The sequence below is a fragment of the Thiohalorhabdus denitrificans genome, assembly GCF_001399755.1.
Taxonomy (GTDB): domain Bacteria; phylum Pseudomonadota; class Gammaproteobacteria; order Thiohalorhabdales; family Thiohalorhabdaceae; genus Thiohalorhabdus; species Thiohalorhabdus denitrificans.
In genome coordinates, this window is the sequence record NZ_LJCP01000006.1 from 255,197 (window position 1) to 275,417 (window position 20,221).

The following is a 20,221-nucleotide window of genomic DNA, read 5'->3' on the forward strand; positions in this document are numbered from 1 at the left end:
TTCCGGAAAAGGAGCCCGGAATCAGGGCATCAAAATCCTCCAAACCCTTCCCAAGGATCCATCGTTCTTCTTCCTTTCCCGCAGCCCGCGTGCCCAGACCGAGCCGCCAAAGCCTCATCAGCCCGTTGAGATACCGACATAGAGCCTCATTGACCAAATGGTTGTTGACAAACCTGTCCGGGCCCTGCTATTTATCTCCCTGTTTCTGAAGGGGCTTGGTGTCCGGGTAGGGGAAGCCCGGGCGCCGGAAAAGGGGGAAAACATGGAAACGCCAGCCGGTATCCAGCTGGCCCCGATGCGTCGGGGTCGGAGTCTGCTGACGGCCCCGCCGCGCTGTCTTCGGCGCCCCACCACGCCCCCGTCCCGGCTCCCCTTCCGCCTTTTCGGCGCTCTGTCCGCCGTTCGCAGAGCCCTGGGCGCTCCGATTTTTACCATTAAGAAATCCAAACGTTTGGTCTCTAAGAACGCCGACCGGCCCCTCACCCCGACCCGACCCGGAGCACGCACCATGCCCCGCATCGCCGCCGTCCTGGCCCTACTCCTCCTCCCCAATCTGGCCCAGGCGGCCTACAGCTGCGATCCGGGCGGTTGGATCACCACCATCGGCTTCGAGGCGGTGGCCAAGGAAGAACCCCGGGGCCCGGACACCCCCATCGAATACTATTTCGCCACCCTGGAATGCCGAGGCGGGATGGTCGGCCGCATCGTTCACACCAGCGTGCTCATGACCCCCAACCAGGTCGCCGAGGGCGCGGGGGGCGCCATCGACACCTACAACACCCGCGGCCTAGCCACCTCCTGCCAAACCGCCTTCTACTTCGTCCACAAGTACTACGAAGGCACGGTCACCAACAGCCTGGACGGCCAGCTGGTGACCGTGGACTTCGCCGACAGCCCCTACCCCGTGGGGGAGATCAGCGAGGCCCCCTTCAACGACACCTTCACCGGCGGCTTCGAGGCCCAGGGCTGCGGGGAGTGCCCGGCCGGGGAAAGCGTCACCGCCACCGTCGAGGAAATGCACGACGGCTGCTACAAGGGCTGCGAAGTCACCGACCTCTACCCCACCAAGGAGAACGAATGGGTGCGCACCCTGGAAGGGGAGTACACCGGAGACACCTGCGAGGACACCGAGGCGGACGGCGATTCGGACAAGATGTACGCCTGCGCCATCAATGGCGGGGGACCGGATACCAGCACCGACAACCCGATCAACTTCGCAACCGGCAACAAGTTCTTCATCGAAAGCGATTACCGCGGCAGCGGCGCCTTTCCCATCACCTTCACCCGCACTTACAACAGCTACGACCTCGGCTGGCGCTTCGCCTACACCCAGCGTATCGAGCGGGAGGACGAAGACACCGTCCTCGCGCGCCGGCCCGACGGCCGGACCTTCGCCTTCCGGCGGGACAACGGCGGGTGGCACCCCGACCCCGACGTCACCGCCCGCCTGCGGCGCCTGACCGCCGATGACGAGCACGGCCCCGGCTGGGTCTACATCCGCCCCGACCACACCCGCGAACGCTACGACGGCCAGGGCCGCCTCACCGCCCTCCAAAACCCCCAGGGGAAGGAGCAGACCCTATCCTACGCGGAGACCGCCGGCGGCCCGCAGGTCACCGTCACCGACCCCCACGGCCAGGAGCTCCGGATCGCCCTGAACCCCGCGGGCACCCTCCCGGAGCGCATCACCGATGCTCGGGGCCGCACCACCGAATACCACTACAAAGACGGCCTCATCCTCACCCGGGTGGACCACCCGGACGGCACCGCCACCGAATACCTGTACGAAGACCCCGAACGCCCCTGGCTGATCACCGGCGTCCTCGACGAGAACGGCGACCGCAGCCGCCGCGTGGAATACGACGACCAGGGCCGCGCCATCGCCAGCGAGCGGGGCGGCGGGGCCGAGCGGGTGGAAGTGCGCTACGAGGGGGACGACACCACCACCCTCACCAATGCCCTCGGCAAGCGCACCACCTACCGCTTCGAGACCCTCCACGGCGTCAAGAAGATCATCCAGGAGCAAAGCCGGGCCACCGCCCACACCGAAGCCACCACCCGGGACTACGCCTACGACGCCAACGGCTACCTCATCGCCGAGACCGACGCCAAGGGGCACAGCACCTACTACACCCGCGACGAAAACGGCCTGGAGCTGTCCCGCACCGAGGCCCTCGGGGAGCCCGCCGAGCGCACCGTCACCACCCAATGGGACACCGACCTACGCAAGCCCCGCGTGGTCACCGAAGGCGACCTCGAGACCCGCTACACCTACGACGACGAAGGCCGCACCGTCTCGCGCACGGAGACCGACCTCACCACCGGCGCAACCCGCACCACCCGCTACACCTACACCGCCGACGGCCGCCTGAAAACCGTCGACGGCCCCCGCGACGACGTCGCCGACGTCACCACCTACCGCTACGACGCCGCCGGCCGCCTGAGCCGGGTCACAAACGCGGCCGGCCACACCACCGAGATCGTCGAGCGCGACGGCCTCGGCCGCCCCACGCTCATCCGCGACCCCAATGGCCTGGAGACGGCCATGGCCTACGACGGCCGCGGCCGCCTCGTCGAGCGCAGTGTGGGGGGAGAGACCACCGCCCTGGAATACGACGACGCCGGCAACCTCGTTCGGGTCACCGAGCCCGGTGGCGCCACCCTGGAATACACCTACGACGCCGCCGGCCGCGTCACCGCCCTCCGCGACGGCGAAGGCAACCGCATCGAATACACGCTCGACGCCGCCGGAAACCGCACCGAGGAGCGGATCTACGACGATACCGGCAGCCTGGCCCGCATCCACAAGCGCGCCTTCGACGCCTTGAGCCGGACCCTCAAGAGCATCGGCGCCCGGGGCCAGACTACCCGCCACGCCTACGACGCCAACGGCAACCGCACCCGCACCACCGACCCCCTCGGCCGCGTGCACCGCAACGCCTACGACGCCCTGAACCGCCTCCTCGAACAGACCGATCCCCTGGGCGGGGAAACCCGGTACGACCACGACGACCAGGATCGGGTCACCGCCGTCACCGACCCCAACGGCAACACCACCACCTACGAATACAACGCCTTCGGCGACCGGGTGGAACGGACCAGCCCCGACACCGGCACCACCACCTACGAATACGACGCGGCCGGCAACCTCGTGGCCGAGACCGACGCCAAGGGCCAGACCACCACCCACACCTACGACGCCCTCAACCGCCGCACCCGGACCGCCTTCGCCGACGGGTCCGAGATCGTCTACACCTACGATTCCGCCGAAAACGGCATCGGCCGCCTGGCCGAAGTCGAAGACCCCAGCGGCCGCACCGAATACCAGTACGACGCCCACGGCCGGGGGACCCGGCGCACCCAGACCATCGCCACCGGAAACGGGAGCACCCAGGCGCTGACCACCCGCTACGCCTACAACCGCGCCGGCCAGCTTGCCGAGCTCACCTACCCCTCCGGCATGACCGTGGGCTACGCCTACGAGAACGGCAAGATCCGCAAGGTTACCGTCAACGGCGAAACCGTCGTCCGCAACGTTGCGCACGCCCCCTTCGGCCCCGTGGCCGGCTGGACCTGGAGCGACGGGACCCGCCACCGGCGCACCTACGACCAGGACGGCCGCCTCGTTGAGCAGACCCTGGCCGGCGCCCGCCGGGATCTCGCCTACGACCCCGTGGGCAACATCACCGGCATCACCGACCCCGCCGACAGCCGGAGTTACGACTACGACGCCCTCGACCGGCTCACCGAAGCCCGGGCGGACACCTTCAACCTTGCCTGGGCCTACGACGCCAACGGCAACCGCACCGAGCGCACCGACCACCAGACTGGGGAGACCACGGACTACACCATCGCCCCCGACAGCAACCGCCTGCAGGCCGTGGCCGACACCGCCTTCGAGCACGACGCCAACGGCAACCTCATCGAAGACGGCGACCACACCTACCACTACAACGCCCGCAACCGCTTGGTGGACGTGGACGACGGCGCCACCGCCCGCTACCGCTACAATGCCGCCGGCCAGCGCGTCTACAAGCGGGCCCTGCTGGAAGAAGGCGCCGACCCCGACCTAAACGGCGACGGGGAAGTCACCGAAGCCGACCTCCACGTCCTCCAGGAGTACATTCGCCAAGGCGACGCCCCCGTCTCCGCCGACCTCAACGGCGACGGTGAGGTAAACGGCCAGGACACCCCCTGCATCGCCACCCGCATCGGCGCCGACAAGAACCAAGGGCGGGGCAAGGGCCGAAACCGGAAGGCCGAAAGGGCCCACACCCCCGAGCACGACAAAGGCCCCCACGGCTGCCTGCCGGTGCCCGAGCCCGAGACCCGGCTGTACGCCTACGACGAATGGCGCATGCTGGGCGCCTACGACGCGGACGGCGCCGCCGTCCAGGAAACCGTCTGGCTCGGGGACCTCCCCATCGCCACCGTGCGCGACGGCAAGGTCTACCACGTCCACACGGACCACCTGGGCACGCCGCGGGCCGTAACCGACCCTACCAACGGCGCGGCGGTCTGGCGCTGGACCTCCGACCCCTTTGGGCGGGCCAAGGCAAACGAGGACCCCGACGGAAACGGAAAAGAGTTCACCTACAACCTGCGATTCCCGGGTCAGTACTACGATCAAGAGACGGGGAAGCATTACAATTACTTCCGGGACTACGAGTCTGGGATTGGTGGGTATATTCAACCCGACCCGATCGGGTTGAAAGGTGGGTCAACCAACCTTTATGGGTATGTGAAGAACAACCCGGTGAATTTGAGGGACCCTAGGGGGGAAGAAATACCGACGGTCGCCTGGTGTGGTTTAGCGGCTGCAGTATATGGTGGTACGCAATTGGTTAGTTCGACAGACCAACTATTTGAAAGTACCAAATTGCTCAGAAGGCAGATTGAGAGGATAGATAAAAGGATGGCTTCTTGCTCAGTAGAGAAATATAGAGAGCTTGAAAAAATAAAGAGGAGGCTATTAAAAGCGCATCTGAAAGCTGCTTCAAAATATGCTGAATCAAATGAAAGTCTGAGTGGTGAGTTAAAAACCGGAATTCTGGCTTCGGGGTGCGCCGTTTTATTAGCGGCCCCTGGGGTATAAAAACCTAGAATTGTTTTATAAAGCTATAAAGAGCAAGCAATGTTTTTAAAAAAGAATGTTTATTACAGAGTAAAATATATACTTTTGGTTTATATATTGGCTATTTTTGTTTATTCTATTATTCACCCTGTCAGTCACGGGGTAGGGATGTATAGTATTTTGTATGGAAAGGAGAATCCATTTTCTTTGGAGGATTTGACCAGTAACTATTGGGGGATGTTGCTAAGTATATGGGCTGTTGTTATGTTTAAGGTTTTATTGTTATTTTTATTGGGAGTTTTGTTTGTAATAATTGTATACAACGGGAAAAGTAGTATTTACAGAATAAATCCTAAAAGTATTTTTGCTTATTTTTTGAATTTAAGAACCTTTGAGAAAATGGGTTTCTTCATTTTTATTTTTCTGTCTGTCTTTGATATTTATAGTTCTTTTGTTTTTTCGAAATATATTATCTTTTCTGTTTCATGAATTTGCGAGGTTGGGGGGGAGGAAGCTGATCAGTTAACTGGCATTGAAAGCTCCGGTATCAGCACCGTTTCGAAAATACAATGACCGTCCTGCTACCTACACCCATCCTGTCTACTGCCAGGTGCCAGGTGCCAGGTGCCAGGTGCCAGGTTGCACTTAGGATATGAATCTGCCGCCGTTATGTCGCACCAATGTATCTAGAATTATCTGGTAGCTGCCAATTTTTGCCTCGTTTGGGAATGAGCCCCCAAAGGAGGCACGGGACCGATCCCTCACCTGCCATATTCGCAATCACCCCCGCTTACGGGTAAAATTCCGGCTCCGCATGATGAACGCGAACACCCCGCCCCTCCGGGACGGTGGGGCTCTTATTGATTTACGGTATCTGAGGGGACGGAAATGGCGGATTTCAAGATTGCTCCGAGCATCCTGTCGGCGGACTTCGCCAATCTGGGCGCCGAGGTCCAGGCGGTGGAGAAGGCCGGGGCCGACTACTGCCACTTCGACGTGATGGACAACCACTACGTCCCCAACCTCACCATCGGCCCCATGGTCGCCGAGGCCCTGAACCCGGTGACCAACATGCCGTTGGACGTGCACCTGATGATCGAGCCGGTAGACGACATCGTCCCCGAGTTCGCCAAGGCCGGCGCCGACATCATCACCTTCCACCCGGAGGCCAGCCGGCATCCCCACCGCACCCTCCAGCTCATCAAGAGCCAGGGCTGCCGGGCGGGGATCTCCCTCAACCCGGGTACCCCGGTGGAGATGCTCGACTACCTCATGGACGAGGTGGACCTGATCCTGGTGATGTCGGTGAACCCGGGCTTCGGCGGCCAGGCCTTCATCGAGTCGGCCATGGACAAGATTCGCGCCATCCGCGAGCGCATCGATAACTCCGGCCGGGCCATCGAGCTGGAGGTGGACGGCGGCATCAAGGCCGACAACGTGGCCCGGGTGGCCGAGGCCGGCGCCGATGTCTTCGTCTCCGGCTCCGGCGTCTTCAAGGCCGACGACTACGCCGCCCGGATGAAGGAGTTCCGCGAGGCGCTGGCAGGAGTGAAGCGGTAATGACGGACGCTGGGCAGGAGGGGCCGCTGCCGGCGAAGGCGGTCCTGTTCGATCTGGACGGCACCATCCTGGAAACCGCCGGGGACCTGGCCACCGCCACCAACCGGACCCTGGCCGACTTCCACCGCGAGGCCGTGGAGGAGGGCCAGGTTCGCGCCTGGATCGGCGACGGGGTGCGCGCCCTGGTGCGCTACGCCCTGGAAGCCACCGGCGGCTGCGACGAGGCCCTGCTGGATCAGGCCCACGAGCGGTTCATGGTCCACTACGGCAAATGCTTCGCCGACCGCAGCCATCCCTTCCCCGGGGTGGTGGAGACCATGGACCGGCTGCGCGAGGCGGGCCTGCCGCTGGCCGTGGTGACCAACAAGGCCGCGGCCTTCACCGAGCCCCTGCTGGAGGCCTCCGGGCTGGCATCCCGCCTGGACGTGGTCATCTCCGGCGACAGCGTGGATAAGAAGAAGCCCGATCCGGCCCCGGTCAACGCGGCCCTGGAGCGCCTGGGCGTCACCGCCGAGGAGGCCGTTCTGGTGGGCGACTCCCGCAACGACGTGGAGTCGGCGCTGGCGGCCGGCTGCCGGGTGATCTGCGTAACCTACGGCTACAACCGCGGCGAGGACGTTACCACCCTGGGCGCCCAGCGCCTGGTGGACGAGTTCGGGACCATCCTGGAGCTGATCCAGCCCGACGGCCGCACCGCCGAGACCGCCTAGGAGCCCCCGGACCCCGCCATGTACCGCCCTTCCCGGGAACAGTTCCGCGCCTACGCCGAGCAGGGCTACGACCGCATCCCGGTGGTGCGCGAGATCCTCTCCGACCTGGAGACCCCGGTGTCGGCCTTTCTCAAGCTCGCCGGCAAGCCGCGGTCTTTCCTTCTGGAGTCGGTGGAGGGCGGCGAGAAGTGGGGGCGCTACTCCATCCTCGGCCTTCCCGCCCGCGAATGGGTGACCCTGCGCGGGGGGACCTTCCGCCGCCACATCGACGACCGGGTGGTGGAAGAGGTCGAAGGCGCCGGCATGGACCGGCTGCGGGCCTGGGTGCAGGACGTGCGGGTGGCCCCCGTGGAGGGGCTGCCGCGCTTCGCCGGGGGCGCGGTGGGCTACTTCAGCTACGACACCGTGCGCCACTTCGAGGCCATTCCGGAGACCAATCCGGACCCGCTGGGGATGGCCGACGCCTTCCTGGTGCGCACCGAGCAGCTGCTGGTGTTCGACAACCTCAGCGGCACGCTCCAGCTGATCCAGCCGGCGGATCCCGGCGACGACCCGGAGGCCGCCTACGTGCGGGCCTGTGAGCAGATCGAGGCCAGCGTGGCCGCGCTGCGGCGCCCTCTGCCCGAGCGCTCCATGCCCGCGCCGGTGGCCATCCGCGAAGAGGATTTCCACCACCACACCAGCCGGGCGGATTACGAGGCCGCTGTGGAGCGGGCCAAGGAGTACATCCGCGCCGGCGACATCATGCAGGTGGTGCTCTCCCAGCGCCTGTCGGTGCCCTTCCCCGCGCCGTCCTTCGACGTCTACCGCGCCCTGCGTACCCTCAACCCCAGCCCCTACATGTACTTCCTCGACACCGGGGAGGCGCAGGTGGTGGGCAGCTCCCCGGAGATCCTGGCGCGGCTGGAGGGCGGTCGGGTCACGGTGCGCCCCATCGCCGGCACCCGCCGCCGGGGCCGCTCGGAGGAGGAGGATCGCCACCTGGAGCAGGAGCTGCTCGCCGACCCCAAGGAGCGCGCCGAGCACCTCATGCTCCTGGACCTGGCCCGCAACGACGCCGGCCGGGTCTCGGTCACCGGCACCGTGGCGGTGGACAGCCCCTTCGCCATCGAGCGCTACTCCCACGTCATGCACATGGTCTCCAACGTCCACGGCCACATCCGCCCCGACCTCGACGCCTTCGACGCGCTGCGGGCGGCCCTCCCGGCGGGCACCCTCTCCGGGGCCCCCAAGGTGCGCGCTATGGAGATCATCGAGGAGCTGGAGCCCCTGCGCCGAGGGGTCTACGGCGGGGCGGTGGGCCACATCAGCCACGCTGGTGACCAGATGGACACGGCCATCGCAATCCGCACGGCCGTGATCAAGGATGGCTGGTTCCACGTGCAGAGCGGCGCCGGGATCGTCGCCGACTCCGATCCGGCCGCCGAGTACGAGGAGACCATGAGCAAGAGCCGGGCCCTTTTCCGCGCCGCCGCCATGGCCGCCCAGGGGCTCGAATCTCCCGGGGAGGGGGTCTAGCGGCCCGCCGGAAACCCCATTCGGGCCCGGTCCCGAGCGGAACTTCCGGGCCTCCGGGCCGTCCACCGGCGTGATACCATTTCCCCGGATCCCGCGCGCCCAAGAGGGGATCCGCCGGCCGTTCCGGCGCAACGCACGAGGTCGGTGCCGCCATGATCCTGATGATCGACAACTACGACTCCTTCACCTACAACCTCGTCCAGTACCTGGGCGAGCTGGGGGCGGAGGTGGTCGTCCGCCGCAACGACACCATCGGGGTGGCCGACATTGCCGGCATGGATCCGGCCGGCATCGTCCTCTCCCCGGGGCCGTGCTCCCCCGAGCAGGCGGGCATCTCCGTGGAGACGGTGAAGTCCTACGCCGGACGCATCCCCATCCTCGGCGTCTGCCTCGGCCACCAGTCCATCGCCGCGGCTTACGGTGGCCGGATCGTGCGCGCCCCGGAGGTCATGCACGGCAAGACCTCGGAGATCCTGCACGACAGTACGGGGGTGTTCGCCGGCCTGCCCAACCCCTTCGAGGCCACCCGCTACCACAGCCTGATCGTGGAGCGGGCGAGCCTGCCGGCGGAGCTGGTCGTGCACGCCTGGACCGAGGACGGCACCATCATGGGCCTGCACCACCGCGAGCTGGACGTGGAGGGGGTGCAGTTCCATCCCGAATCCATCCTCACCGGCTACGGCAAGGACCTGCTGGCCAACTTCCTGGCCCGCACCGGCCACAGCGCGCCCCGGCCGGTGGAAGCCTGAGGCAGCCCGCGGCGGAAAGGAGCCCCATGCCCGGCGAAATGGACCTCAACGTCCGCACCAAGAACGCCATCGCCCGCCTGGTGGAGCGCGAGGACCTCCCCCGCGCCGACATGGAGGAGGTGATGCGCGAGATCATGCGCGGCCAGTCGGCGCCGGAGGAGATCGCCGGCTTCCTCACCGCCCTGCGCATGAAGGGCGAGACGGTGGAGGAGATCACCGGCGCGGTGGCGGTGATGCGGGAGTTCGCCACCCGCATCGAGGTGGACGCCCCCAACCTGGTGGACACCTGCGGCACCGGCGGCGACCTGCGCGGCACCTTCAACATCTCCACCGCCAGCGCCTTCGTCGCCGCCGGGGCCGGCGCCAACGTGGCCAAGCACGGCAACCGCAGCGTCTCCTCCAAGTCCGGAAGCGCCGACGTGCTCACCGCCCTGGGGGTGGACCTGGACATCGAAGCCGAGGAGGTGGGCCGGGCCATCGACGAGGTGGGCATCGGCTTCCTGTTCGCCCCCCGCCACCACGGCGCCATGAAGCACGCCGTGGGCCCGCGCCAGGCGCTCGGCATCCGCACCCTGTTCAACCTGCTCGGCCCCCTGGCCAACCCGGCCCTGGCGCCCAACCAGGTGCTCGGCGTGTTCGACAGCCATTGGCTGGAGCCCCTGGCACAGGTGCTGCGCGAGCTGGGCAGCCGCCACGTGCTGGTGGTGCACGCCGACGACGGCATGGACGAGCTCTCCATCCTCGGCCCCACTCGCATGGCGGAGCTGTTCGACGGCGACATCCTCCACCACGACATCGACCCCGAGCAGTTCGGCTTCGAACGGCCCGATGCCGCCGCCCTGCAGGCCGGGGACGCCGACGAGAACGCCGCCATCCTGCGGGCGGTCCTCCATGGCGAGGGGGGACCGAAGCGCGACATCGTGCTGCTCAACGCCGGCGCCGCCCTGTACGTGGGCGGCGTGGCCGCCAGCCTGGAGGACGGCGTGGAGGCCGCCGCCCGCTCCATCGACAGCGGCGCCGCCGCGGGCAAGCTGGAGCAGTTGGCCGCCTTCACCCGGAAGGCGCGCAAGGCGCAATGACGGACCGCGGCCGCGCCACCATCCTGGAGCGGATCCTGGCCCGCAAGGCGGAGGAGCTGGCCGAGCGCCGGGCTTCCTTGCCCGAGGCGGACCTACGGGCCCGCCTGGCCGCGGGAGAAGCGCCCGAGGCGCGGGACTTTATCGGCGCCCTTCGGGCCAAGGAGCGCCAGGCCCTGCCGGCGGTGATCGCCGAGGTGAAGCGGGCCAGCCCCTCGGCGGGGGTGATCCGCAGCGACTTCGACCCCGCCGCCATCGCCACCGCCTACGCCCGCAGCGGCGCCGCCGCCCTGTCCGTGCTCACCGACCACGACTTCTTCGGCGGCAGCGACGCCTACCTGCGGCAGGCCCGCGAGGCCAGCGGCCTGCCCGTCCTGCGCAAGGACTTCACCATCGACCCCTACCAGGTGAGCGAGGCCCGCCTGCTCGGCGCGGACTGCGTGCTGCTCATCGTCGCCGCCCTGGACGACGACACCCTGGCCGCCTGCCTGGACCGCGCCGCCGAGGAGGGCATCGCCGCCCTGGTGGAGGTCCACGACGCCGACGAGCTGGACCGCGCCCTGGCCCTGGACGCCGAGCTGGTAGGCATTAACAACCGCGACCTCCACACCTTCGAAACCCGCCTGGAGACCAGCCTGGGCCTGGCCGAGCGGGTCCCGGAAGGCGTCACCCTGGTGGCGGAGAGCGGCATCCACAGCCGCGCCGACATCGACAGCCTCCGGGCCGCCGGCATCCCCGCCTTCCTGGTCGGCGAAGGCCTCATGCGCGCCGACGACCCCGGCGCCGCCCTCGCGGAGCTGCTCACCGGCTGAGAGCATTCCCGCAGCCTCTCCCGGCATCGCCGTGCCCGTAACGGGTTGTGCCCACCTACGCCGCCCTTCAGGGTCGGGGAGGTGCAAGCGATCCGTACCGGGCCCGTAAGGGGGGCGTTGCGGTCGAGGCAGTGAATGGGAGGCGAGACAGGTATGGCAGGCATGGATGGCGCCGTCATCCGTTTCAAGGCGCGTTGGGCCGGCTGGACCCGGCCCGAGCGCCTGCAGTTCGTGGTCGCCGTGCTGCTGCAGCTGGCCCTGCTCGGCGCCCTCGTGGGGGCCCTGGTGGAGCAGCGCTGGCTGGTGGCCTTCACCGCCGGCGTGGTTCTGGTGCTGACCTTCCTGCCCGCCGTTTTGGAGCGGGGGCTGGAGGTGCAGCTGCCCGTGGAGCTGACCCTGATCACCGCCCTGTTCCTGTATGCCTCCTTCGGTCTGGGCGAGGTGCGGGACTTCTACTACCGCTTCTGGTGGTGGGACAACATGCTGCACGGTCTGTCCGCCGTGGTGCTGGGACTCACCGGCTTTCTGCTCGTCTACACCTTCCACTTCACCCGGCGCGTGGTCCTGCCCCCGGTGTACTTCGGCCTTACCGCCTTCGGCTTCGCCGTGACCCTGGGCACCTTGTGGGAGATCTTCGAGTTCCTCATGGACTGGGGCTTCGGCTTCAACATGCAGAAGTCCGGGCTGGACGACACCATGACCGACCTCATGGTGAACGCGGCCGGAGCCGCCCTGGCCGGCTGGAGCGGCTACCGCTACGTCCGCGGTGGAGACTCCCTGCTAGCCGATCGCATGCTGCGCCGCCTCGCCGCCAAAAACCCCCGTCTCTTCGGGGATGCCCCCGACTAACCCAGGTCCAACCTTTGGTTTCCTAAGGGATTTCCCTGATAGGGAAGGTACGGATCTTCCTCCACTATGGTGACTTCAGGACAGCGGGACAGTCTTTGTCCGCTGCGTGTCAGGCCAACCAGGAGGATGTCCCATGACCCTCAAGCACCAGCTCGAAAGCGATTTCCAGCAGCAGAGCAACTGGTCCCTGCGCCGCCAGATGGGGATTCCCAACAATCGCCGCCTTTGGGTCTGCGCCTGCATGGACGAACGGCTGCCCGTGGACGAGGCCCTGGGGATCCGAGGTGACCATGGCGACGCCCACGTCTTTCGCAACGCCGGTGGGATCATCACCGACGACGCCATCCGCTCGGCCATGCTCACCTGCAACTTCTTCGGCACCGAAGAGATCGTCATCATCAACCACACCGAGTGCGGCATGATGTCCGCCCACACGGACACCCTCCTGAAGGCCTTCCAGGAAAAGGGCGTGGACACCGACAATGTCCAGGTCGACCCCGCCACGCCGGAGCTGAAGCTGGAGCAGGGCTCCTTCGGCAAGTGGATCCGCATGTTCGACAACAAGTCCGTGGACGACATCTGCGCGGAGCAGGTGGAGTACGTCCGCAACCACCCCCTGATCCCCGACCACGTCACCGTGAGCGGCTGGATCTGGGAGGTGGAAACCGGCCACCTCCGCCCGCCGCACCAGCGCCTCTCCGAGAAGGTGAACAGCGGCAAGGAGATGGGCGCGAAGTAGGCCGCACCTCCGCTTCTCCCCTCGCCCCCGGCGGCGGCCCTGTTAGGGGCCCTCCGGGGGTTGTTTCGTTGGGGGGCCGTCCCTACCTCGGTAATAGAGGGTTTTGCAAGCAGCCAGCCGAAAGGAGGGTTTGCCATGGCGGAAGAGCAGAAACAGGGTCAGGAGGTGCAGCGTTCCCCGTCCCGGGGTATGACCCCCTTCGACGAGATGGAGCGGATGTTCGAGGAGCTCATGCCGCGGGGCTGGATGCGGCCCTTCGCCGGCGGCTTCCCCGGGCGCATGAGCGAGCTGGCGCCCTTCGAGGGCCGTACGCCCCGGGTGGACGTCCAAGATCGGGAAAGCGACATCCTGGTGCGCGCCGAGCTGCCGGGGGTGAAGAAGGACGACCTCGACGTTTCCCTCTCCGAGAACACGGTGACCATCAAGGCCACCACCCGCCAGGAGAAGGAAGAGGGCGAGAAGGAAGGCGACTACTACCGCCGCGAGATCTCCAGCGGCTCCTTCGCCCGCACCGTGGCCCTGCCCGGGGACGTGGACGGCGACAACGCCAAGGCCCAATTCGAGGACGGCATCCTGGAGCTGACCCTGCCCAAGCGCGAGCAGGCCAAGCGGCGCCGGATCAAGGTAGAATAGACCCGTTCCCCGATCCGGTGAGGACCCGGCGCCCGGCGGCTCCCTACGCCGGGCGCTTCCTTTTTTGAAGGGGCCGGAGGCGGCCGATGGACCTCGTGGGCACCCCGTACATCCCGGGCCGGGGCAGGGGGCGGATCTCGTATCGGGCCCCCGAGGACCCGAGCGGGCGCGTCCTCGTCCTGCGCCAGAAGGACCTGGCGAGCCTGGGCCGGGAGGCCCTTCCCGCCGCCCTGGTGATGCTCGACGGTGCCCCGCTGGCCCATCCCCTGATCCGGCTGTTCGATTTCGGCGTCCCCGTCGTCCTGCTCGACGCGGCGCAGGTTGCCGCTTTGCCGGAGGGTAGGGAGGCGGTGGTGGACGGGACGCTGGGGCGCGTGGCCGATCCGGGTTGGCTGCCGGGTCCGGCCGAGGGACCGGCGACGCCGCCCGCCCACGAGGGGACGGTACGGACCGCCGACGGGATCCCGGTGGATCTGGGCGCTAGCGTGGGCGGCCCCGGGGCGGCGCGGCGGGCGCGGGAGAACGGCGCCGGGGCCATCGGACTGCTGCGGTCGGAGTACCTGCACGCGGAGGAGGCCGGTACCCCCGATGCGATCCGCTATCGGGAGGCCCTGCGGGACGTGCTGGAGTTGGCCCGGCCGCTGCCCGTCACAGTGCGTCTCCCCGACCTGGCCCCGGACAAGGCGGTCCAGTGGCGGCCCTCCGCCGCCCAGAGCGGTCCCCTGGGCCTGCGCGGCGCCCGCCTCTACGCCTACGAGCCAGTGCGCAGCGCCTGCCGGGCGGAGGCGCGGGCCCTGGGGGATCTGGCCCGGGATTTCCCCCTGGCTGTGCTGGTTCCCTTCCTCACCGAGGTGGCCGAGCTGCGCCGGCTACGGCGGGAGCTGGCGGACGAGCTCCCGGATGACCTGCCGGTGGGGGCCATGCTGGAGACTCCCGCCGCCGCCCAGGAGATAGCCGCCTTCCTGAAGGAGGGGGACCATGCGGCCATAGGCTGCAACGACCTGATGCAGGGACTGTTCGCCGCCGACCGAGACCTCCCCGAGGTGGCCAGTCTCCTCGATCCCTACTCCCCGGTGACCTTCCGCTTCCTGCGGGGCGTGGCCGAGTCCGCGGGGGCGGGGATCGGCCGCGTCACCGTCTGCGGCCTGCTGCCCCAGATGCCGGGCCTGCTACCGGTGCTGCTCGGCCTGGGCTTCCGGGCCTTCTCCGTGGAACCGGCCATGCTGCCCCGCCTGGCCGGGGAGGTGGCGGCCACCAGCGGGGCCCGGGCCGGGGAGCAAGCGGCGGCGGTGTGTCGGGCCGCCGACGCCGCCGAGGTGCGGGCCGTTTTGGGGATCGGCGAACGTTCCCCCTGAGCCGGCGCGCCGGTGCATTGGCCGGGCGGGCCGCGTGCGCGAAAATGGGAACTTCCCGTTCATCCGCCCATCCCAGAAGGCACCATGCACGATACCCTGAACCGTTTCCTGTTCGACAACACCAACGTTCGCGGGCGCCACGTGGACCTCGACGCCACCTGGAAGGCCGCCCTCGAGAACACCGACTACCCCGCCCCAGTGCGGGATGTGCTCGGCGAGCTTATGGCGGCCTCCGTGCTCCTCATCGGCACCCTGAAGTTCCGGGGCACGCTGAAGGTGGAGGCGCGCGGCGACGGTCCCCTGTCCCTGGTGGTGGTGCAGGCCTCCAGCGAGCGGACCGTGCGCGGCCTGGCCCGCTGGCACGGGCCGGTGCCCGCCGACGGCGACCTCCAGGAGCGCATGGGGGAGAACGGCTATCTGGTGCTGACCCTGGAGCCGGCCGACGAGGGGCAGACGTACCAGGGCATCGTGGGCCTGGAGGGCGGCAGCGTGGCCTCCGCCCTGGAGGAGTACTTCGTCCGCTCCGAGCAACTGCCCACCCGCATTTGGCTGGCCGCCGACGACAGCCACGCCGGTGGCCTGCTCCTCCAGCGCATGCCGGACCAGGAGAACCAGGACCCCGATGCCTGGGACCGCACCGTCCACCTCGCCAGCACCCTGACCAATCGCGAGCTCCTGGGCCTGCCCGCCAACGACCTCCTCTACCGCCTGTTCCACGAGGAGGAGGTCCGGGTCTTCGACCCCGAGTACGTGAACTTCCGCTGCAGCTGCTCGCGGGAGAAGGTGGCCGGCATGCTGCGCGGCCTGGGCCGCCAGGAGGTCCAGGAGACCCTGGACCAGGAGGGCGAGGTGCGGGTGAGCTGCGACTTCTGCGGCAAGGCCTACGTATTCGACGCCGTGGACGCCGAGCAGCTGTTCGCCAGGATGTCGCCCGCCGACGGCTCCGACACCACCCATTAGGTCTTTCGGTAGCCTCCCCCAAGATGCCGGCGCAGGAGCCCGCTTAAGCGGGCGATGGCGTTAATCGGCCACCGAGCCCCATCGCGGATAGCCCGCTAAAGCGGGCTCCTACCGGGCTAAGGCCCCTCCCGAGCAGCCCCGAGGCTGGGTGCCGAGAACCCGGAAGAGCGAAGGGGGGTAACAAAAAGGGCGGCCCCTCGGGGCCGCCCTTGTGCGTGGGCAGGCGGAGGCGGAGGCTAGCCGAGCTTGGCCATGGCCGCGGAGATCGCCTTGCCGGTGGTGATGTCGGCGCCCATGTCGGAGAGCACGCCCTCCAGCGCCCCCAGGCAGTTCAGGATGTTGGTGGGGTTGGCGGAGTGGCCCATGAGGCCGATGCGCCAGATCTTGCCGGCCATGGAGCCGAGCCCGGCGCCGATCTCCAGGTTGTACTGCTCCAGCAGGCGGGTGCGCACCGCGGCCTCGTCGTCGATGCCGGCGGGGATGGTCACCGAATTGAGCTGCGGCAGGCGGTGGGGCTCCTCCACAAAGAAGGACAGACCCATGGCCTCGATGCCCGCCTTCAGGGCCTCATGCATGCGCTGGTGGCGGTCCCAGGTGTTTTCCAGGCCCTCCTCCTGGAGGATGGTCAGCGCCTCGTGCAGGCCGTAGAGCGGGTTGATGGGGGCGGTGTGGTGGTAGGCGCGCTTGCCGCCGCCGCTGCCCCAGTAGCCCATCACTAGGTTCAGGTCGAGGAACCAGCTCTGCACCTTGGTGGAGCGGGCCTGAATGGCGTCCACGGCGCGCTGGCTGAAGGTCACCGGCGACAGGCCGGGGACGCAGGAGAGGCACTTCTGGGTGCCGCTGTAGACCGCGTCCAGGCCCCACTCGTCCACCTTCAGCGGGCTGCCGCCCAGGGAGGTCACGGTATCCACGATGGTCAGGCAGTCGTGGTCGCGGGCCAGCTTGGCCAGGGTGGCCGCGTCGGACTGGGCGCCGGTGGAGGTCTCGGCGTGGACGAAGGCCAGGATCTTGGCCTCGGGGTGCGCCTTGAGGGCCTCCTCGGCGCGGGCGGGGTCCACGGGGGCGCCCCACTCCTCCTCCACCATTACCGGAGTGCCGCCGCAGCGCTCCACGTTCTCCTTCATGCGCTCGCCGAACACGCCGTTCTTGCACACCACCACGGTGTCGCCGGGCTCCACCAGGTTGGCGAAGCACATCTCCATGCCGGCGGAGCCGGGGGCGGAGACCGGAAGGGTGAGCGCGTTTTCGGTCTGGAAGGCGTACTGCAGCAGGCCCTTCACCTCCTCCATCATGCCCACGAACACGGGGTCCAGGTGGCCGATGGTGGGGCGCGACAGGGCCTCGAGGATGCGCGGGTGCACATCCGAAGGCCCGGGGCCCATGAGGGTGCGTTCCGGCGGGTGGAAGGAATTGGCGGTCATGGGGAATGCCCTTGTGTCGTCGTGCGCGATAGTCGGAAAATGGGAATGATTTTAAATTGCCCCAATCTGGAGGGGCAAGCAGCCGCGTCGGCCCCGCCTATTCCCGGTCCGGCCCGGGATCAGGGGCCGAATGCCGGGCTGTTCACGGAGCCGGAGGCGGATTATACTCGACCGCCCCGCTGAGGAATACGGGCCTCCCGAATGAACCGAACCGCAGACACCGCCGAACCCGCCGAGGCCGACCTCCTCGCCCGCCGCTTCCGGCGCTTCCTGCCGGAGGAGGCGGTGATCACCAGGGAGGAGGAGCTGCGGCCCTACGAGTGCGACGGCCTCTCCGCCTACCGCCAGCTGCCCATGGTGGTGGTCATTCCCGAGACCTACGAGCAGGTGGCCGGCGTCCTGGCGGTGTGCAGCGAGCTCCGGGTGCCGGTGGTGGCGCGCGGCGCCGGCACCAGCCTCTCCGGCGGGGCCATGCCCCTGGAGCACGGGGTCCTGCTGTCGCTGGCCAAGTTCAACCGCATCCTGGAGGTGGACCCCGACAACCGCTGCGCGCGGGTGGAGCCGGGGGTGCGCAACCTGGCCGTGTCCCAGGCCGCCCGGCCCCACGGCCTGTTCTACGCCCCCGACCCCTCGTCGCAGATCGCCTGCACCATCGGCGGCAATGTGGCGGAGAACTCCGGCGGTGTCCACTGCCTGAAATACGGCCTGACCGTTCACAACGTCCTCGGCCTCAAGGTCCTGACCATGGACGGCGAGTGGCTGGAGCTGGGCGGCAAGGGCCTCGACGGGCCCGGTTACGACCTGCTGGCGCTGATGAACGGTTCCGAGGGCATGCTGGGGCTGGTGATGGAGGCCACCGTGCGCTTGACCCCCGTCCCGGAACGGGAGCAGGTGCTGCTGGCCGCCTTCGATGACCTGGGGGCCGCGGGCCAGGCGGTGGCGGACGTGATCGCCGAGGGGGTGGTCCCGGCGGGGCTAGAGATGATGGACAACCCGGCCATCCGCGCCGCCGAGGACTACGTCCACGCCGGCTACCCCACGGACGCCGCCGCCATCCTGCTGTGCGAGCTGGACGGCACCAACCGCGAGGTCTCCGAGGAGCTGGCCCGGGTGCGGAACCTGCTGCTCCGCGCCGGGGCCACCGAGGTGCGCACCGCCGAGACCGCGGAGGAGGCGGCCACCTTCTGGTCGGGGCGCAAGGCGGCCTTCCCCGCCACCGGCCGCCTGGCCCCCGACTACTACTGCATCGACGGCACCATCCCGCGCAAGCATCTGGGCGAGGTGCTCGCCCGCATCGGCGAGATCTGCGCCGAGCATGGCCTGCAGTCGGCCAACGTCTTCCACGCCGGCGACGGCAACCTCCATCCCCTGGTGCTGTACGACGCCAACAAGGAGGGCGACCTGGAGCGCGCCGAGGCGGCGGGTCTGCGCATCCTGGAGCTGTGCGTGGAGAAGGGCGGCACCATCACCGGCGAGCACGGCGTGGGCGTGGAGAAGCTCGACGCCATGTGCAGCCAGTTCGCCGGCCCGGAGCTCGCCCAGTTCCACGCCGTGAAGGCGGCCTTCGACCCGGAGGGCCTGCTCAATCCCGGCAAGGCGGTGCCGACGCTCAAGCGCTGCGCCGAGTACGGCGGTATGCACGTCCACCACGGCGAGCTGCCCTTCCCCGACCTGCCGCGGTTCTGAGAAATGCCCGAGATCCCCGAGAACGACCGCACCGAAGCGCTCCAGGCGGAGGTGCGTGCCGCCCTCGCCGACGGCGAGCCCCTGGCCGTCCGCGGCGGCGGCACCAAGCAATTCTACGGCCGGGAGGTGGACGGCCGGCCCCTGAATGTGAGCGGTCACTCCGGGGTGGTGAGCTACGAGCCCACGGAGCTGGTGGTAACGGCGCGGGCGGGGACGCGCCTCGCGGAGCTGGAGGCCCTCCTGGCCGAGCACGGGCAGCAGCTGGCCTGCGAGCCCCCCCATTTCGGGGCCGAGGCCACGGTGGGCGGCATGGTGGCGGCGGGACTGGCCGGGCCCCGCCGACCCTGGGGCGGGGCGGTGCGGGATGCCGTGCTCGGCGCCAAGGTTCTGAACGGAGCCGGCGAGGTGCTGTCCTTTGGGGGGGAGGTGATGAAGAACGTGGCCGGCTACGACCTCTCCCGCCTCCTGGTCGGCTCCCTGGGTACCCTGGGCGTGCTCCTGGAGGTGTCCCTCAAGGTCCTGCCGCGGCCGGCCGCGGAGCGCACCCGGGTGCTGGAGGTGGACGCCGGCACGGCTCTGGCGCGGCTGGCCCGGTGGGGCCGGCAGCCCCTGCCCATCACCGGGGCCGCCCACCTGGACGGCCGCCTCCATGTCCGCCTGGCGGGCAACGAGGCGGCGGTGGCGGAGGCCGGCGAGCGCCTCGGCGGCGAGGAGCCGGCGGGCGGTCCGGAATTCTGGGCGGACCTGCGCGAGCAGCGCCTGGAGTTCTTCGCCGGCGAGGCGCCCCTGTGGCGGCTGAGCGTGCCACCCGCCGCGCCGCCCCTGGACCACGATGGCTCCCAGCTCATCGACTGGGGCGGCGCCCAGCGTTGGCTGCGCGGCGACGCCCCGGCCGAGGCGGTGCGGGCGGCCGCGGCGGAGGCGGGCGGCCACGCCACCCTGTTCCGCGGCGGCGACCGCACCGGGGAGGTGTTCCATCCCCTGCCCGGTGCCCTGCTGAGCGTCCACAGGAACCTCAAACGGGCCCTGGACCCCCATGGGCTTTTCCATCCCGGCCGGATGTACGGGGCACTCTAGCC

15 protein-coding genes are annotated in these 20,221 nt (G+C 68.4%); 14 read left to right on the top strand and 1 reads right to left on the bottom strand.

Annotated elements, in window-relative coordinates; genetic code table 11:
* Window positions 1-508 precede the first annotated feature (508 nt).
* From AN478_RS02655 to hslO, 12 genes are all read left to right on the top strand, one after another.
* Window positions 509-5,095, top strand: a complete 4,587-nt coding sequence (locus tag AN478_RS02655) for an RHS repeat-associated core domain-containing protein (protein WP_054965072.1) — start codon at window positions 509-511, stop codon at window positions 5,093-5,095.
* An 867-nt stretch (window positions 5,096-5,962) separates the two neighbouring features.
* Window positions 5,963-6,634, top strand: a complete 672-nt coding sequence (rpe, locus tag AN478_RS02660) for a ribulose-phosphate 3-epimerase (RefSeq protein WP_054965073.1) — start codon at window positions 5,963-5,965, stop codon at window positions 6,632-6,634.
* Window positions 6,634-7,344, top strand: coding sequence for a phosphoglycolate phosphatase (locus AN478_RS02665; protein WP_054965074.1), 711 nt, complete (start codon window positions 6,634-6,636; stop codon window positions 7,342-7,344). Before rpe ends, AN478_RS02665 begins: the two co-directional genes overlap by 1 nt.
* Before the next feature lie 18 nt (window positions 7,345-7,362).
* A complete protein-coding gene (gene trpE / locus AN478_RS02670; protein ID WP_054965075.1) occupies window positions 7,363-8,862 on the top strand; it encodes an anthranilate synthase component I in 1,500 nt (499 codons plus the stop codon).
* Window positions 8,863-9,014: 152 nt separating this feature from the next.
* Complete coding sequence (locus AN478_RS02675; protein WP_054965076.1) at window positions 9,015-9,611, top strand: anthranilate synthase component II; 597 nt, start codon at window positions 9,015-9,017, stop codon at window positions 9,609-9,611.
* Between the two features lie 26 nt (window positions 9,612-9,637).
* Complete coding sequence (gene trpD / locus AN478_RS02680; protein WP_231627319.1) at window positions 9,638-10,690, top strand: anthranilate phosphoribosyltransferase; 1,053 nt, start codon at window positions 9,638-9,640, stop codon at window positions 10,688-10,690.
* Window positions 10,687-11,499, top strand: coding sequence for an indole-3-glycerol phosphate synthase TrpC (trpC, locus tag AN478_RS02685; RefSeq protein WP_054965077.1), 813 nt, complete (start codon window positions 10,687-10,689; stop codon window positions 11,497-11,499). The genes trpD and trpC overlap by 4 nt, the downstream gene beginning before the upstream one ends.
* Window positions 11,500-11,652: 153 nt before the next feature.
* Window positions 11,653-12,348, top strand: a complete 696-nt coding sequence (locus AN478_RS02690; protein ID WP_231627320.1) for a hypothetical protein — start codon at window positions 11,653-11,655, stop codon at window positions 12,346-12,348.
* A gap of 133 nt (window positions 12,349-12,481) precedes the next feature.
* Window positions 12,482-13,087 (top strand): beta-class carbonic anhydrase, encoded by a 606-nt coding sequence (locus AN478_RS02695; protein WP_054965079.1) that lies wholly within the window; start codon window positions 12,482-12,484, stop codon window positions 13,085-13,087.
* Between the two features lie 135 nt (window positions 13,088-13,222).
* Window positions 13,223-13,720 (top strand): Hsp20/alpha crystallin family protein, encoded by a 498-nt coding sequence (locus AN478_RS02700; protein WP_054965080.1) that lies wholly within the window; start codon window positions 13,223-13,225, stop codon window positions 13,718-13,720.
* An 86-nt stretch (window positions 13,721-13,806) separates the two neighbouring features.
* Window positions 13,807-15,075 (top strand): putative PEP-binding protein, encoded by a 1,269-nt coding sequence (locus AN478_RS02705; RefSeq protein ID WP_054965081.1) that lies wholly within the window; start codon window positions 13,807-13,809, stop codon window positions 15,073-15,075.
* An 84-nt stretch (window positions 15,076-15,159) separates the two neighbouring features.
* Window positions 15,160-16,035, top strand: a complete 876-nt coding sequence (hslO, locus tag AN478_RS02710; RefSeq protein ID WP_054965082.1) for an Hsp33 family molecular chaperone HslO — start codon at window positions 15,160-15,162, stop codon at window positions 16,033-16,035.
* Window positions 16,036-16,271: 236 nt separating this feature from the next.
* Here hslO and AN478_RS02715 read toward each other — a convergent pair whose 3' ends face one another.
* The gene (locus AN478_RS02715; RefSeq protein WP_054965083.1) at window positions 16,272-17,456 is read right to left on the bottom strand and encodes a pyridoxal-phosphate-dependent aminotransferase family protein; all 1,185 of its coding nucleotides are present in this window, start codon (window positions 17,454-17,456) and stop codon (window positions 16,272-16,274) included.
* Window positions 17,457-17,657: 201 nt separating this feature from the next.
* On the opposite strand from AN478_RS02715, the gene AN478_RS02720 reads away from it, so the two are divergent.
* On the top strand, window positions 17,658-19,142 hold the full coding sequence (locus tag AN478_RS02720) for an FAD-linked oxidase C-terminal domain-containing protein (RefSeq protein WP_054965084.1): 1,485 nt from the start codon (window positions 17,658-17,660) through the stop codon (window positions 19,140-19,142).
* A 3-nt stretch (window positions 19,143-19,145) separates the two neighbouring features.
* The gene (gene glcE / locus AN478_RS02725; protein ID WP_054965085.1) at window positions 19,146-20,219 is read left to right on the top strand and encodes a glycolate oxidase subunit GlcE; all 1,074 of its coding nucleotides are present in this window, start codon (window positions 19,146-19,148) and stop codon (window positions 20,217-20,219) included.
* Window positions 20,220-20,221 lie beyond the last annotated feature (2 nt).